Source organism: Methylobacterium currus (assembly GCF_003058325.1).
Classification (GTDB): Bacteria; Pseudomonadota; Alphaproteobacteria; order Rhizobiales; family Beijerinckiaceae; genus Methylobacterium; species Methylobacterium currus.
In genome coordinates, this window is record NZ_CP028843.1 from 6,243,657 (window position 1) to 6,259,976 (window position 16,320).

8 protein-coding genes are annotated in these 16,320 nt (G+C 70.4%); 3 read left to right on the forward strand and 5 right to left on the reverse strand.

The features are described from left to right. Positions 1-125: 125 nt before the first annotated feature. On the forward strand, positions 126-437 hold the full coding sequence (locus DA075_RS28705; RefSeq protein ID WP_244936417.1) for a hypothetical protein: 312 nt from the start codon (positions 126-128) through the stop codon (positions 435-437). 111 nt (positions 438-548) lie between these two features. Then, entirely contained in the window at positions 549-902 is a 354-nt protein-coding gene (locus DA075_RS28710) for a hypothetical protein (protein ID WP_123834476.1), read from the forward strand. A gap of 199 nt (positions 903-1,101) precedes the next feature. Here the strand turns inward: DA075_RS28710 and trxA are convergent, their stop codons facing one another. The 5 genes from trxA to DA075_RS37220 all read right to left on the reverse strand — a co-directional run bounded on the left by trxA (position 1,102) and on the right by DA075_RS37220 (position 10,163). After that, positions 1,102-1,422, reverse strand: coding sequence for a thioredoxin (trxA, locus tag DA075_RS28715; protein ID WP_099956104.1), 321 nt, complete (start codon positions 1,420-1,422; stop codon positions 1,102-1,104). Between the two features lie 139 nt (positions 1,423-1,561). Beyond that, entirely contained in the window at positions 1,562-5,017 is a 3,456-nt protein-coding gene (addA, locus tag DA075_RS28720; protein ID WP_099956105.1) for a double-strand break repair helicase AddA, read from the reverse strand. Positions 5,018-5,498: 481 nt separating this feature from the next. Then, the gene (locus DA075_RS28725) at positions 5,499-6,824 is read right to left on the reverse strand and encodes an HlyD family type I secretion periplasmic adaptor subunit (protein ID WP_099956106.1); all 1,326 of its coding nucleotides are present in this window, start codon (positions 6,822-6,824) and stop codon (positions 5,499-5,501) included. Continuing rightward, positions 6,824-8,563 (reverse strand): type I secretion system permease/ATPase, encoded by a 1,740-nt coding sequence (locus DA075_RS28730; RefSeq protein ID WP_099956863.1) that lies wholly within the window; start codon positions 8,561-8,563, stop codon positions 6,824-6,826. Before DA075_RS28730 ends, DA075_RS28725 begins: the two co-directional genes overlap by 1 nt. Before the next feature lie 337 nt (positions 8,564-8,900). Continuing rightward, positions 8,901-10,163 carry a carbohydrate-binding domain-containing protein gene (locus tag DA075_RS37220; RefSeq protein WP_244936421.1) on the reverse strand — a complete coding sequence of 421 codons (1,263 nt, stop codon included), beginning with the start codon at positions 10,161-10,163 and terminating at the stop codon, positions 8,901-8,903. Positions 10,164-11,116: 953 nt separating this feature from the next. On the opposite strand from DA075_RS37220, the gene DA075_RS28740 reads away from it, so the two are divergent. After that, positions 11,117-16,309, forward strand: a complete 5,193-nt coding sequence (locus tag DA075_RS28740) for a DUF4082 domain-containing protein (RefSeq protein ID WP_244936423.1) — start codon at positions 11,117-11,119, stop codon at positions 16,307-16,309. Positions 16,310-16,320: the final 11 nt, after the last annotated feature.

The following is a 16,320-nucleotide window of genomic DNA, read 5'->3' on the forward strand; positions in this document are numbered from 1 at the left end:
CGGCTGAGGACCGCCGGCGCGGTATCGCACCGGACCGGCCGGTTGGCACCCCTCCCCCGCCTGGAAACCGCGGGCTCGCGGGCCCATACTCCCGCATGGCCGTTCCCGGCCCGGAGAGGCCGACCGTGGACGACACCTTCGAACTGCGCGAACGCCTGTCGCGCGCCTGGCGGGCGGTGTTCGACAATGCCGTCGAGGCCGGCAGCCCGCCGGACGCGGTGGTCGAGACGATGACGGCGGTGGCGCATGCCCGCTTCGCCGAACTGTTCGGCACGGCCGCCGCGGCGAGCTACCTCGCCCTGCTGGCCGAGCAGATGCGCGACGTCGACCACGACGAGGCCGAGACCCTGATCCGCGGCGAGGCGCCCGGCCCGGCGTCCTTCGACGACGTGGTGGCGACGATGGACCCGGCCTGGATCGAGCGCGACCCGCTCTGAGACGGCTCCTCGTGCGCTCGCGCACATGACGGGAGGCGGGGACGGGAACGCGGGTCGGCGCCGGCGATTTTTCGGCGCAGGACCATCCCGTGCCATCGCGCGAGCGCTGTCATGCTTCTTCGGCCATTCGTCGTCGCTGCCGCCTGGGCAGCCTTCTGCTTCACGGCTCAGCCCCACCGGGAGCAGGTTTCTCCAGAGGATCCCGTGCTCCTCTCCGGCATCCAGGCCGACCTCGCCAGCCGCCGCTGCGACGGCGTCCGGATCGATGCCGAGCATTTCCGGGCCTTCGCGGCCCGGACGCAGCTCAACCACGCCGAGTTCTTCCAGAAGCCCCGCTCCGTCCGCCTCCAGGCCGCCCTCGACGACCTCGACGGCCGGATGCGGAGCGACCGGCAGGCGGCCTGCGCGGCGATCTGGGTGGCGTATGGGCCGGGGAGCCCGTTGCAGTTGCTGCGGCGGGGATGAGACGGCGACCGCTTATTGGCCCTCGGCGAGTTCATACCCTCCACATCGATCCGGAGCCGTGCAGCGGAGCCTGGATGAACCTGAGAGGTCGAGTCCGATTTGTCGTTCGACAGACGATTCACAGAGCGACCGCCCATCCAGGCATGAGAAAGCCCGGCCTCTCGGCCGGGCTCCTCATCATCAATGATTCTGTAGCAGGTCAGGCGCTGGCCTGGATCCAGCGGAACAGGTCGCCCTTCGGCGCGGCGCCGACCTTCTGGCCGGCGAGCTCGCCGCCCTTGAAGATCATCAGGGTCGGGATCGAGCGGATGCCGTACTGAGAGGCGATGCCCGGATTCTCGTCCACGTTGACCTTGGCGATCTTCACCCGGCCGTTCATCTCGGTGGAGATCTCCTCCAGCGCCGGGCCGATGGCGCGGCAGGGGCCGCACCACTCGGCCCAGAAATCGACCACGACGGGCTCGGCCGATTGCAGCACGTCCTGCTCGAAGCTCGCGTCGGTCACCTTCACGGTTGCCATCGCAAAAAATCCTTTCGTCGTGAAGCCGGCCGACGGCGCGGACCGGCCCGCGTGAGTGGGAAGGTAAGAACCGGGCGGGAGCCGATCAAGCGCAACCGCCAAGCCATCCCCGTTCTGCCGTGTGCCGGCGCACTCCCGATCACGCCAGCGTGCCGAGAGCCGCCGCGCAATCCTCCGGCGTCAGCCGGCGGATCACCGGACCGGCGGTCCAGACCAGGAGCGGCACCAGGGTGCGTCCCGGATAGATCGACGCCAGGAGGCGCGCGTAGAGCGCGACCTGTGCCGCCTGGCCCCGCGGCGTCGGCGCACCGCGTGGCGGCGGGCGGCCGGTCTTGAAGTCGACGAGCCAGACCGCCTCGTCCGTCACCGCGATGCGGTCGACCCTGCCATGCACCGGGCGCAAGGACCCGCCGACCGCGATGGTGCCGGCGAGCGTCACCTCGGCCCGGCCCTGCGGCCCGAACAGGATCGCGAGGTCGGGATCGTCGAGGAGCCGCAGCGCCTCCGCGGCGATGGCGGCGCGCCGGTCCGCGTCGAGCCCCGGGGCCCGGGCGGCGACGAAGGCCTCCGCGGCGGCCGGGCGCCGCTCGGGCACGAGACCCGGCAGGTGCTCCAGCAGGGCGTGGACCAGAACGCCGCGGCGGCGGGCTGCCGGGTCGCTGGAGCGGGCATCCGAGCGGCGCGGCTCGTCGGCGGCGCCGAGGCCGGAGGGACGCAACGGCGGCAGCGGCTCGGCCTCGGGCACGACCGGGCGGTGCAGCCAGTCCGGCAAAGCCTCGGGTTCGGGCACCGGCACGGCGGTGGCGGGCGGCTCCGGGACCGCCGCCCCCTCGCGCCAGCTCTCCGCCGGGCCGTAGGGCATCTCCGTGACCTCGACGCCCCCGAACTTGTGCACCAGGCCGCGGCGGATCATCTCGCACCAAGCCTCGGCCGGCGTCTCCTTGTCGTTGTTCGCGAAGGGCGCGATCACCAGCCGGTCCTTGGCCCGGGTCATGGCGACGTAGAGCAGGCGGTTGTGCTCCTCGCCGGCCTTGGCGTGGAGCGCATCGCGGGCGGCCGCGACGCCTGAGCTGTCATGGGCCTTGGCGCTCGACCAGACCGGCACGGTGCTGCCGTCGGGGAGCCGCATCGGGATCAGCGGCGGATCGCGTCCGATCGCGTCGCAGCCGTCGAGCACCAGCACCAGCGGCGCCTCCAGACCCTTGGCGCCGTGCACCGTCATCACCCGCACCTCGTCGCGGGCCGAATCGAGGTCGCGCTTGACCGTGTGGCCGCCGGCATCGCGCCCGCCGCTCGGGGCGTAGCGGGACAGGAAGCCGGTGAGCGAGGGCGCGTCGGGCCCGGCCTCGGCCTGGGCGGCGGCGGTGAGGAACACGTCGATGGCGTCCCCCGCCTCGCCGCCGAGGCGCTGCACCAGGAGCGCCCGGCCGCCGAGCGGCCCGAGCAGCTCGGCGTAGAAGCCGAACGGCCCGTGCGCCCGGGCAAGCGCCGTCCAGCCGTCGAGGGCCGCGACGCCGCGAAGCGCCGCCGGGTCGCCTCCTTGCGCGCGGCGGCGCAGGGCCGCGACCAGCGACTCGGCCGGGTCGCGGCCGGCCGCGACGCCGACGAGGTCGTCGTCGGTGAGACCGACGAGGGGCGTCTTCAGGGCGGTGGCGAGCGTCAGGTCGTCCTGCGGCAGCAGGGCGGCGCGGCCCGCCGACACGAGGTCGAGGACCGCGATATGGGCGGCGATGTCGAGGCGGTCCTGGCCGGCCACCGGCACGCCCTCGGCCTTGAGCGCCCGGATCACCCCCTCGAAGGCCGCCGAGCGCTTGCGCACCAGGATCAGCACCTCAGCCGGCCGCCAGACCCGGCCGAATTCGTCGCCGGTCGTCGTCCAGAGCCGCACGGCCCGCGCGACTCGGCGCGCCGTGACGAGCGCCGGCGCCCCGGCCTCGATCGCATCGACCGGGTGGGTCCAGGCGTCGGGTTCCTCCTCGGCGCTCGGCCGCTCGACCGGCCACAGCTCGACCTGGCCCGGCGCGCGCACCCGGGCGGTGGAATGCACGGTGCCGACCGCCGTGTCGCCGAAGGATAGGCCGCGATAGTGGTCCCCGATCGCGAAGGTGGCGTCGACCGCCCGCAGCACCCCGATCGCCGAGCGGAACGACAGGGTGAGGCCGACATCGGCGAAGGGCAGGCCGGCGCCTTCCGCGTCGCGCCGCCAGGCCCGCCGGGTGGTCTCGAACTCCTCCGGCGCCGCGCCCTGGAAGCTGTAGATCGACTGCTTGGGGTCGCCGACGGCGAAACGGGTGCGGGCGAGGCCGTTGCCCGCCTCGCGGGCCCCCTCCCCGGCGCAGAAATCCTCGGTGATCCGGCGCAGGATCTCCCATTGCTGCGGGTTGGTGTCCTGCGCCTCGTCGATCAGCACGTGGTCGACGCCGCGGTCGAGCTTGTAGAGCACCCAGGCCGAATCGACCCGCGTCAGCAGGTCCAGCGTCTTGTGGATCAGGTCGTCGAAGTCGAGGGCGCCGAGGCGCGCCTTCTGCGCCTCCATGCGGCGGTGGATCTCGGCCGCGAGCGTGAACAGGGCCTCGGTCCGGGCGAAGGCCCGGGCCGCCTTGAGGCGGTCGCGCAAGGCGGCCAGCCGGGCCTGCTCGGCGATCAGCGCCTCCTTGGCGGCGGTGGGCACCGCCTTCGTGCCGAGGGACGAGGCGGCGTAAGGATCGCCCTCGCCCTCGTCCTTGAAGTAGGCGGCCAGCGTGAGCGTCAGCCGGGCCGGGCCGGTGGCGGAGGCCGCCAGTGCCAGGGCGTCGGCACGCTTCTCGTCGGTGGACTTGCCCGTGCGCAGGGCCTGGATCAGGCCGGCGAGGTCGGGCCCCTCGCCGAGCATCCGGGCCTCGATCGCCGCCAGGCTCTCGCCGGGGGCAAGCCCCAGGGCGCCGCGCAGGGCGTCGAGGCGGGCGGGCAGACCGTCGCGATGGCCGATCAGGCCGCGATTCTGCACCGCCGCGACCATCGCGCGGCGCAGGGTCTCGCCCGCCGCCTCGGGGGCGACGAGGGACAGCGCGGCGGCCAGCACCGGATGGCGCGCGTCGACCGCGTCGGCCAGCACGTTGTCGATGATCCGGTCGATCGCCTCGCGGGTCTGGGCCTCGTCCAGCACCACGAAGCGGGCCGGCACGTTGGCCTCGAACGGCACGAGGTGCAGCAGGCGCTCGCAGAGCGCGTGCAGGGTCTCGATCTTGAGGCCGCCCGGCGTCTCGACCGCCCGGGCGAACAGGCGCCGCGCCCGCCGCAAGGTGGCGCCGTCCGGCGCCGCGCCCTCCAAAGCGGTCAGTTCCTCGCGCAACGCCGCCTCGTCGAGGGTGACCCAGCGGCCGAGCCGCTCGAACACCCGGATCGCCATGTTGGCGGCGGCCGCCTTGGTGAAGGTGAGGCAGAGGATCTTGGCCGGGGCCGCGCCGTGCAGCAGCAGGCGCACCACCCGGTCGGTGAGCACCTTGGTCTTGCCCGCCCCCGCATTGGCCGACACCCAGGCCGAGGCGCGCGGATCCGCCGCCCGCCGCTGCGCCGCCTGCGTCAGGCCGTCGACGACGAACCCCTCGATCCCCATCCGAGCTCCCCCAGAGGCCAGGCGGCCATCCTGACGCGCTCGCACTCAACAGGGCGTTGCCTCAAGCGGCTTCGGGGGGCGGTGCACAGGGATTTCGGGACACGTGGCGGCGGGGGCACAGCGGCGGCCGGCGCAGGGACGGAGAAGATCGCCCGGAACAGGGCGACGTGCGCCGGCACACATCCCGACGCCCCCGTCTCAATCGGGCATGCGGGATTGGTGCGGTGCGGTGAACTTTCCGCTGCGTCCATCGTTTTACGTTGGAGCCGTCCGCGAATGAAGAACGCGAGACTGCGTCAGTGGCGGACATCGACCAACCGGCACAGCGAGGATCCTCGATGCTGAAGACCATCACCTACGCGATGATCGGTGTCCTGGCCTGCGGGCTGGTGGTGGCCGTTGTCGGCGCCTCCGGCGCCATCGGGGGCTGAGGGAACAACCGCGAGGCCCGCCCCCGACGCGGGGACGGGCCTTGCATCACTCACTTCTCCCGGAAGGCCCGGGCGACCTGGTCGGCGAGCGGCTTGGTGAAGAAGCTCATCACCGTGCGGCTCTGGGTTTGGATGAAGGCCTCCACCGGCATGCCCGGGGTGAGCCGCACCGTGCCGAGGCGCTTCAGCTCGGCTTCCGTCACGGCGACGCGGGTGGTGTAGGCGCTCTGGCCGGTGCGCGGGTCGGTGGTCAGGTCCGGGGAGATCCGCGAGACCGTTCCCGTGATCACCGGCGTGGTGCGCTGGTTGAAGGCCGAGAACCGCAGGGTCGCCGCCTGGCCGACATGGACCTGGTCGATGTCCTGCGGCGCGAGCTTGGCCTCGACGGTCAGATGATCGGCGGTCGGCACGATCTGCATGATCTCGGCGCCGGGCGCCACCACGCCGCCCACCGTATGGACCGCGAGCTGGTGCACGAGCCCGTCCTGCGGCGCCCGGATCTCGACGCGCCGGAGCTGGTCCTCGGCGGTGATGCGCCGCTCGGCATATTCCGACACCTTGCTGCGGATGTCGGCCAGCTCCTTGCCGACCTCGGTGCGCAGGTCTTGGTCGATCTGCAGGATCTGCAGCCGCGTCTCGGTGATGCGGCCGCGCACCTGGGCGATGGTGGAGATCAGCGTCCCCTTCTCGCCCTCCAGCCGGGCGAGGTCGCGCTCGAGCGCGCTGACCCGCTGGATCGGCACCAGCTTCTTCTCCCACAGGTCGCGAACCCCGCCGAGCTCCCGCTCGATCAGGACGATCTCCCGGGCCTTGGCGGCGATCTGCTCGTCGAGGCCGCGGATCTGCTCGTCGAGCTGGCCGACCCGCTCGGCGAGCTGGGACTTCTGGCCCTCCCGGGCGCTGACCCGGGTCTGGAACAGGCGGCGCTCGCCGTTCATCAGGCCGGCCACCACCGGATCGGTGATCCGCGCCATCAGCTCGCCCGGGAAGGTGACGTCCGGGGCGCCGTCGCGCTCGGCCTCGAGCCGGGCGCGGCGGGCGGTCGATTCGTCGATCGACCGGGTGACGATGGCGAGGTTCGCCTGCAGCACCGTCTCGTCGAGGCGCAGCAGCACGTCGCCGGCGGCGACCCGGTCGCCGTTCTTCACCCGCAATTCGCCGACGACGCCGCCGGTCGGGTGCTGCACCTTCTTGACGTCGGATTCGACCACCAGCGAGCCGGCGGTGACGACGGCACCGGAGAATTCCGCCATGGCGGCCCAGCCGCCGGCGCCGACGAACAGGAGCGCGCCGCCCACCGCGCCGGCCAGGAGATGGCGGCGGATCGAAGCCCGTGTCTCCGGGGATATTTGGGTCTCGGGGGTGTTCGGGCTCATCACGCGCGCCCTCCCTGGGCGACCTTGAGGGAGAAGCCGGGCGTGAAGCTCGCCGATCCGGCATGCATCGGCTGCATCGGGCGCGGCCGGTTGAGGGCGGGCAGGACCTCGTCGCGGGGGCCGAGCGCCTGGACCCGGCCATGGGCCATCACCATCACCTGATCGACCGCCGCGAGAGCGCTCGGCCGGTGGGCGATCACCACCACGATGCCGCCGCGCGCCCGCACCCCGGCGATCGCCTCGGTGAGCGCGGCCTCGCCCTCCTGGTCGAGGTTCGAGTTCGGCTCGTCGAGCACCACCAGGAAGGGATCGCCGTAGAGGGCGCGGGCGAGCGCCAGGCGCTGGCGCTGGCCGGCGGAGAGCAGCGCGCCGCGCTCGCCGATCTGGGTCTGGTAGCCCTCGGGCAGGGCCAGGATCAGGTCGTGGACCCGCGCCGCCTTGGCGGCCGCGATGACCCCGTCGGCCTCCGCGCCCGGGCGGAAGCGCGCGATGTTGGCCGCCACCGTGCCGGGAAACAGCTCGACCTCCTGCGGCAGGTAGCCGACATGGCGGCCGAGATCCTGCGGACGCCACTGGTCGAGGCGGGCGCCGTCGAGGCGCACCGCGCCGCGGTCGGCGGGCCAGATCCCGACGAGCAGGCGCGCGAGGGACGACTTGCCCGAGGCGCTGTGGCCGACGATGCCGAGCCCCTGCCCCGGCTGGAGCGTCAGGCTGACGTCGAGGGCGGTGAGGCGCTGGCCCCCGGGCGGTCCGACGCTCGCCTGCTCGACGGTGAGGGAATCGCGCGGCGCCGGCAGGATCAGCCCCTCCGGCTCCGAGCCTGCGGCCGAGAGGGCCGCGCCGAGATGGCGCCAGCACTCGCGGGCGGCGGAAAAGCTCTTCCAGTAGCCGATCGCCTGGTCGATCGGCGCCAGCGCCCGGGCGCTCAGGATCGAGCCGGCGATGATGACGCCCGCGGTTGCCTCCTGGCGGATCACCAGGAAGGCGCCGACGCCGAGCACCGCCGATTGCAGCACCACCCGCAGCACCTTCGAGGCGTTGTGGATCGCGCCCGTGATCTCGGCGGTCCGCTCCTGGGTGGCGTGCGAGGCGGCGTTGACGTTGGCCCAGATGCCAGAGAGGTCGGGCTCCATGCCCATCGCCCGCACGGTCTCGGCGTTGCGCCGGCTCGCCTCGGCGACGAAGCCGCGGGCGGCGGCGGCCTCGCGGGCGTCGCGGGCGTGATGGCGGGTGAGGATCTCGGCGAGCGCCGTCAGGCCGACGAGCGCCACCGCCCCGAGGAGCGCGGTGAGGCCGATCCAGACGTGGAAGGCGAAGAGAAGGCCGAGATAGACCGGGATCCAGGGCAGGTCGAACAGCGCGCCGGGGCCGCCGCCGGCGAGCGCCGAGCGGATCTGGTCGAGGTCGCGCATCGGGCGCAGGCCGTCGGCCTCCTGCCTCCCGCGCAGCGGCAGGGTGACGACGGCACGGAAGACCTGCCGGCTCAGGGATTCGTCGAAGGCACGCCCGGCCCGCAGGAGCAGGCGCGAGCGGATCAGGTCGAAGTACCCCTGCCCGAGATAGAGCACGAGCACGATCAGGCTCAGGCCCACCAGCGTCGGCACGCTGCGGCTCGGGATCACCCGGTCGTAGACTTCGAGCATGTAGAACGAGCCGGCGAGGGCCAGCAGGTTCACGGCGCCGCTGAGCACCGCGACGCCGATGACGACGTGGCGCAACCGCGCCAGGGCCGCCGCCATCGGCGGGGCCGAGGCGGCCCGGGATGGCCCGAGGCCGAAGGCGGTCAGCGCGTCCTGTCGGAGTCCGTCCTCGCGGGGCCCGGTCGTGCCGGTCCCCTCGGCGGGGGGAGAGGCAAAGTGGTCGCGCACCCTGAACAGGGCCGGCGCGGCCAGCCTGTGGGCGGCGTCGCGGGCGCGCCGGACGGCGCCGGTCATCGGGAGGCGAGGATGGGAGGATGTCACGGGGTGGCTGGGCTCCGTTCGGCGGCGCGCGGCAACGGGCCCGAATCGGGGCAGGCAGCGCAGCGGATGCGGGAGGGACCCCGCCCGCCGGTAGGCGGGCGGGGCGTCACGACCCTCAGACGAGGTAGTCGTGGAAGGTGAAGTGCTTGGCGCCGTTATCGGCCAAGGTCAGGTGCGCGCTCGGGACGTTCTGGTCGTGATAGGTCGCGCTGTCGACGTAGAGGTTGCGATCCTTCGCGTCGGTCCCGCCCCACGCATCGTTGAGGAACTTGACCGCCACGTCGTGGTTGCCCTGGCCCCAGTCGCCGCGCACCGAGATCAGATCGGACTGGCCGGCGCTGTGCAGGGACTTCGCGGTCTGGATCCCGCCGATCTGCTTGCCGTCCACCGAGATGGTGTACTGCGCGTTGCCGTTATAGGCGTCCTGGCTGATCTTGAGCAGCAGCTGGTCGGAGCCGCTGCCGACGCTGACGCTCGGCTGCGCGGTGCTGCCGGTCGACGGGGTGGCCACGGGGGTCGGGGCCGGGGTCGTGACCGGCGCGGTGACGACCGGGGTCGTCGTGGCGGGCGTGCTCGGCACGCTGTGGTCGCCGCCGCCGGCCGGGGTCGCGGCGGTGTTGTTCGTCACCATCTCGAGGTGCGAACGGATCGCGCCCATGTCCTTGAACAGGTTGTCGGCCTGGGTCTGGCTCACGCCCTGCTCGAGATAGGCGAGCTGCATCGTGTTCGGGCCGGCCGTGTCGGTGACGTAGCCGCCGTAGTTCTGGTAGGCCTTGGCCAGCGCCATGCCCTCGGCCGTGGTGATGCCGATCTTGGTCAGGTCGACGTCCTTCGGGATCGCGAACAGCGAGCCGAGCGGGATGCTGCCCGAATAGCTGCCGCTGAAGCTGTCGGCGGTGGTCGCCGGCCAGACATAGGGCGTGCTGCTGGAGCCGGCCTGGGTGGTCGAGATCGCCATCGCCACGGCGTGGTCGATGTGGCCCGCATCGAGGTCCGCCTTCTGGACCACGCCGCCCATCAGCGACATGCCGGCGGCGCGGATGCCCTCGTGCGCGCCCGGCACGTTGGCGATGCCGTCACTCGTCACCGTGTTCTCGACGACGAGGTTGGCGTGGTAGTTGTTGGTGCCGGTCTTCGAACCGAGCCAGGTCTCGATGTAGTGCTGGCCGTCCTCCGAGACGATGATCGCCCAGCCGTCGCCGGTCTTGAACTGCACGTCGGTCGGCGTCCGCATCTGGAACGTGCCACCCATCGACGGGGTGTTGCCGAAGGTCCAGTCGGCGTTGGTGCCGCGGCTGTCATAGTTCCAGGTCGCCATCGGGTCGGTCGACTTGGCCTGATAGATCGGGATCGCGTCCTGGCCGATCCAGGTGTTCACGCCGGCCTGGTGCTGGATGGAGGCGGTCTGCGCTCCGGATGCAGCCTGGAACTGGGCGTTCGACCCAATCGGGGTGTTCCAAATGCTGCTCGGCGCAAAAGGCTGCGCGACCGTTTCATAAGCCATGTATCACTTCCAGATCTGTGGATAGGATGCCGGGCCGCAGGACGCGGCGGCATGGATGCGTCATCGTGAGAAGATCAGCGCCCGTTCGGAAGCTGATCCGATGTGCGAGGCGGACAATAAGTAGCAATGTTTGGCTGTCAAGCCTGTGTTAATCAATGAAGTCTTGCCGATACTTTGTCAAATAATCCTGCAACAAGCCAGATTGCAGCCGGTGATTCGCCGATTATCGATCGAAAAATTTGCGCAGTGAATGGCAACCCGGCCGGCATCCGGATGTCGCCGCGGCAAGAGATTGGTCCCGGCAACTCTCGCCACCATGATGCGGTGCAGCAACTCGGCCGTATTGTGAGAGCGGGGATTGGTCGGCACAGCTATCGGATAATCCGCGACTGGCGCCGTACATAAGATGAATGATCGTCCCGATATGAGACATGCCTTGGCGACCGGCGATGAGAGCCGGTGTTGAGGACCGCGAAGTCGCACATCGATTGTGCGGAGCCGCGGCTCTCGGCAGACCATCCCGGCCGCGGCTGCAGACGGCCCGGCCTCGACGACTTGGCGGGCAAAGACCAAGCCAGGATCGATACCTGGCACGACTTTCGAAAACTGCCCTATCCTTCGCGCCACGCAGGTCTGCCCCGTCGCGGCCTGCCGGCGACACAAGCACCTCGCGGACCAATCGTGAAGTACCCTCAGAAGGCGTAGGCGAAAGTTGTCGTCCGCCCCGAAAGGGTGTGTCCGCAGCCGGCCTATGGCTCCTTCCACAATCCAGATCCGAATGTGACAGTGCCGTTCACCGCGAATCTTTCTTGTCGAAAGCAGACGCCATGCTCTATTCCGACGAGACGACCGTCGATCCGGCGCTCAATCCCGTCCAAACCGGCGGCAATGCATCGTCCTCGATGCCGGAAGCGATCGAACCGCCGGCCGCGAGCAAGGCGGCGGAGGAGGATCCGGCCTCTGCCAGCCGGGTCGCGACGCTTCTCGGTGCGACGCCCGTCGGATCGAGCGGCACGCCCGATGCGGCGGCCTCTGCACAGACCATTCAGGACCTTACAGTAAAGTCGGGCCCGTCGGCGGCATCGAACGCGATCTTCTGCTGCGGCACGTGCGGCTACGTGAATTGCCCGACGCGGATCCTCGATCTGCCGTCCAGCACCATCCTGTCGGCGAGCGGGCAATTGCCCGGCTACGGCAGCAGCGCCCCGATGGGCGCCGTCACCACCCTGCCCGGCGGGGCCGAGACCGCTACGACCGGCCCGTCCAAGTCCCAGATCGCTAAGCTGAGCGGACCGATCACGACGGCGGTGGCCCCGGCGAAGTCCACCACCAACACCCTGACGGCCAGCTCGCTCACCGGCACCGCCACCGCCTCGACCACCAACAAGATCGTCCTGGAGAACCAGAAGGTCGGCAATCCGGTCAGCGAGTGGGGCATCGACGGGTCGGGCAGCGACAACATCGAGGGTTTCGCCACCGACATCAGCACGAATGTCGGCAAGACAGTCAACTTCAAGATCAACACCAATTCGAACAACTACCGGATCGACATCTATCGGCTCGGCTATTACGGCGGTCTCGGTGCGCGCAAGATCGACACGCTCCAGCATACCGGGGTGCAGAACCAGCCGACGCCGCTGCGCGACGCGGCGACCGGCCTGGTCGATGCCGGCAACTGGTCGATCTCGGCCTCGTGGACCGTGCCGACGGACGCAGTCTCGGGCGTCTACATCGCCAAGCTGACACGCCAGGACGGTGTGGCCGGCGAGAACGAGATCCCGTTCATCGTCCGGGACGATGCGAGCCACAGCGACGTCATCTTCCAGACCTCGGACCAGACCTGGCAGGCCTACAACCCCTGGGGCGGCGCCAACTTCTACGGCGGCAACGGCCCGGCGACCGGCCAGGGCGCGGGCCGCGCCTACGCGGTGAGCTACAACCGGCCGATCACCACCCGCGGCGGCACCCTCGCGGCCGGTCCGCAGGACTACATCTACGGCGCCGAGTTCCCGGCGATCATGTGGCTGGAGCAGAACGGCTACGACGTCTCGTACATGGCGGGCGTCGATGCCGACCGCAACGGCGCGTTGCTCAAGAATCACAAGATGTATCTCGATGTCGGTCACGACGAATACTGGTCTGGCCCGCAGCGCGACAACGTCGAGGCGGCGCGTGACGCCGGCGTCAACCTCGCGTTCTGGAGCGGCAACGAGGTCTATTGGCGCACGCGGTTTGCCAACAGCATCAGCAGCGACGCTACGCCGTACCGCACGCTGGTCTCCTACAAGGAGACCTGGGGCAGCAACCAGAACCTCGACCCGACCAACCAGTGGACCGGCACCTGGCGCGATCCCCGTGGGCCGGCCGGCACGATCGGCAACAATGACCCCGAGAATGCCCTCACGGGCACGATCTTCCAGGTTGACGCCTACGTCCTCGACACCATCACGGTGCCGTACGACGACGCCAACCAGCGCTTCTGGCGCAACACCAGCATCGCCAACCTGCAGCCGGGCCAGACCGCCTCGCTGAACAAGAACTATCTCGGCTACGAGTGGGACGAGGCGCCCGACAACGCCAGCGCGCCGGCCGGGCTGGTGCGCCTGTCCTCGACCACGCTCGACGAGACGACCTATCTCCAGGATTACGGCAATACCACCGGCAAGGGCACGGCGACCCACAGCCTGACGCTCTACCGCGCCCCGAGCGGCGCCCTCGTGTTCGGGGCCGGCACCGTCTACTGGTCCTGGGGCCTGTCGGCCAACCACGACAACGAGGCGACGCCGACCGATCCGCGGATCCAGCAGGCGATGGTCAACCTGCTCGCCGACATGGGCGTGCAGCCGGGCACCCTCGACCCGAACCTCAAAGCCGCCAGCGCCTCGACCGACCACACCGCGCCGACCTCGACCGTCACCACGCCGACCACCGGGTCCAGCGTGACGGCCTTCACCCCGGTCACGATCACCGGCACCGCGACGGATGCCGGCGGCGGCGTGGTCGCGGGCGTCGAGGTCTCGACCGACAACGGCGTCACCTGGCGTGCGGCAAAGGGCGACGAGAACTGGAGCTACACCTTCGCGCCGCAGGTCGCCGGGACCTACCAGATCCGCACCCGGGCCACCGACGACAGCGTCAACCTGGAGACGCCGTCGGCCGGGCGCAGCCTGACGGTGACGGCCTCACCGTCCCTCACCCTGTTTCCCGGCTCGGCGAAGCCCACGGTCACCAACACCGTCGACAGCACCCCGGTCGAGCTCGGGCTGAAGTTCCAGAGTTCCACCGCCGGCACGATCAGCGGCATCCGCTTCTACAAGAGCACCCAGGATCGCGGCGTCCATGTCGGAACGCTGTGGTCGAGCACCGGGCAGAAGCTCGCCACCGTGACCTTCACCAACGAGACCACGGATGGCTGGCAGACCGCCACCTTCTCCAACCCGGTCCCCATCACCGCGGGCACGACCTACACCGCCTCGTACTACTCGACGCTCGGGCATTACTCGAGCGACGTGAACTACTTCAACAATACCGTCACCAGCGGCCCGCTCACCGGCAGCAACGGCGTCTACGCCTATAGCAGCACGAGCCAGTTTCCGACCCAGAGCTTCAACAACACCAATTTCTGGGTCGACGTGCTGTTCAATTCCGGCGGCACCACGACGAACCAGGCCCCGACCGCCGTCAACGACAGCGGCCTGTCGGTGACGCAGAGCACCGCCACGACCATCGCGACCTCGGCCCTGCTCGCCAACGACACCGACCCGAACGGCGATCCGCTGACGGTGACGGGCGTCAGTGCTCCCACCAACGGCACCGTCTCGCTCAACAGCCAGGCCGCCACCATCACGTTCACGCCGACCACGGGCTACACCGGTCCGGCCGGCTTCACCTACACGATCTCGGACGGGCGCGGCGGCACCTCGTCGGCGAACGTCGCGCTGACGGTGTCGGCGCCGGGCACCGCCCCGGTCAGCCTGTTCTCGTCCTCGGCGACCCCGGCGGTCGCCAACGAGAGCGACGCCAGTTCGGTCGAGCTCGGCGTGAAGTTCCAGTCCTCCAGCTCCGGCACGGTCAGCGCGATCAAGTTCTACAAGGGCAGCCAGAACACCGGCACCCATACCGGCACGCTGTGGTCGAGCACCGGCCAGGTGCTCGCCACCGCGACCTTCACCGGCGAGACGGCGAGCGGCTGGCAGACCGCCACCTTCTCGAGCCCGGTCGCGCTGACGGCGGGCGCCACCTACACCGCCTCCTACCACACCAATACCGGGCATTACTCGACGACGACCAACGGCTTCTCGAGCGCGGTGACGAACGGGCCGCTCACGGCGCCGTCCGCCGGCAACGGCGTCTACGCCTATGGCGGCTCCAGCCTGTTCCCGACCAACACCTTCCAGAACACCAATTACTGGGTCGACGTCGTCTTCAACCCGGGCGGCACCGCCGCCAACCAGCCGCCGACCGCCGTCAACGACACCGGGCCGGCGGTGACGCAGAACACTGCCGTCACCTTCTCGACCTCGACCTTGCTCGCCAACGACACCGACCCGAACGGCGACACGCTGACGGTGACGAGCGTCAGCGGCGCCACCAACGGCACCGTCGCGCTCAACACCACCAACGCCACCGTCACCTTCACGCCGACGACCGGCTACACGGGCGCCGCCGGCTTCACCTACGCGATCTCGGACGGGCGCGGCGGCACCTCATCGGCGAGCGTGGCCCTGACGGTATCGGCGCCGGGCACCGCCCCGGTCAGCCTGTTCTCGTCCTCGGCGACCCCGGCGGCGACCAACACCAACGACACCAGCCCGGTCGAGCTCGGGGTGAAGTTCCAGAGTTCCAGTGCCGGCACGGTCAGCGCGATCAAGTTCTACAAGGGCACCCAGGATACCGGGACCCATACCGGCACGCTGTGGTCGAGCACGGGCCAGGCGCTCGCCACCGCGACCTTCACCGGCGAGAGCGCGAGCGGCTGGCAGACCGCCACCTTCTCGAGCCCGGTGACGCTGACGCCCGGCGCGACCTACACCGCCTCCTACCACACCAATGCCGGCCGCTACTCGACCACCGCCAACGGCTTCTCGAGCGCGGTGACCAACGGACCGCTCACCGCGCCGTCCGCCGGCAACGGCGTCTACGCCTATGGCGGCTCCAGCCTGTTCCCGACCAACACCTTCCAGAACACCAACTACTGGGTCGACGTCGTCTTCAACCCGAATAGCAGCGCCACCAACCAGGCCCCGACCGCGGTCAACGACACCGGCCCGGCGGTGACGAGGAACACCCCCGTCACCTTCTCGACCTCGACGCTTCTCGCCAACGACACCGACCCGAACGGCGATCCCCTGACGGTGACGAGCGTCAGTACTCCCACCAACGGCACCGTCGCGCTCAACACGACCAATTCCACCATCACCTTCACGCCGACCGCCAACTACACGGGCTCGGCCGGCTTCAGCTACGCGATCTCGGACGGGCGCGGCGGCACCTCGTCGGCGAGCGTGGCCCTGACGGTGCTCGCGCCCAGCACCGGCTCGGTCAGCCTGTTCTCGTCCTCGGCGACCCCGGCGGCGACCAATACCAACGACCTCAACCCGGTCGAGCTCGGGGTGCAGTTCCAGGCCTCCAGCGCCGGCACGGTCAGCGCGGTCAAGTTCTACAAGGGCACCCAGGATACCGGGACCCATACCGGCACGCTGTGGTCGAGCACCGGGCAGAAGCTCGCCACCGCGACCTTCACCAACGAGACCGCGAGCGGCTGGCAGACCGCCACCTTCTCGAACCCGGTCGCGCTCACCCCGGGCGCCACCTACACGGCGTCCTACCACACCAATACCGGCCGCTACTCGCAGACCGCCAACGGCTTTGCCAGCGCGGTGACGAGCGGTCCGCTCACCGCGCCGTCCGCCGGCAATGGCGTCTATGCCTACGGGAGCACCAGCCTGCTCCCGACCAACACCTTCAACAAGACGAATTACTGGGTCGACGTCGTCTTCAACCCGTCGGCGGCCGCGTAAATCTTGCCCCA

Coding starts and splice junctions, on each gene's coding strand:
- DA075_RS28725 (WP_099956106.1), bottom strand. CDS start 6,824: ATGAGCCCGAACACCCCCGAGACCCAAATATCCCCGGAGACACGGGCT.
- trxA (WP_099956104.1), bottom strand. CDS start 1,422: ATGGCAACCGTGAAGGTGACCGACGCGAGCTTCGAGCAGGACGTGCTG.
- DA075_RS28710 (WP_123834476.1), top strand. CDS start 549: ATGCTTCTTCGGCCATTCGTCGTCGCTGCCGCCTGGGCAGCCTTCTGC.
- DA075_RS28740 (WP_244936423.1), top strand. CDS start 11,117: ATGCTCTATTCCGACGAGACGACCGTCGATCCGGCGCTCAATCCCGTC.
- addA (WP_099956105.1), bottom strand. CDS start 5,017: ATGGGGATCGAGGGGTTCGTCGTCGACGGCCTGACGCAGGCGGCGCAG.
- DA075_RS28730 (WP_099956863.1), bottom strand. CDS start 8,563: ATGGCGGCGGCCCTGGCGCGGTTGCGCCACGTCGTCATCGGCGTCGCG.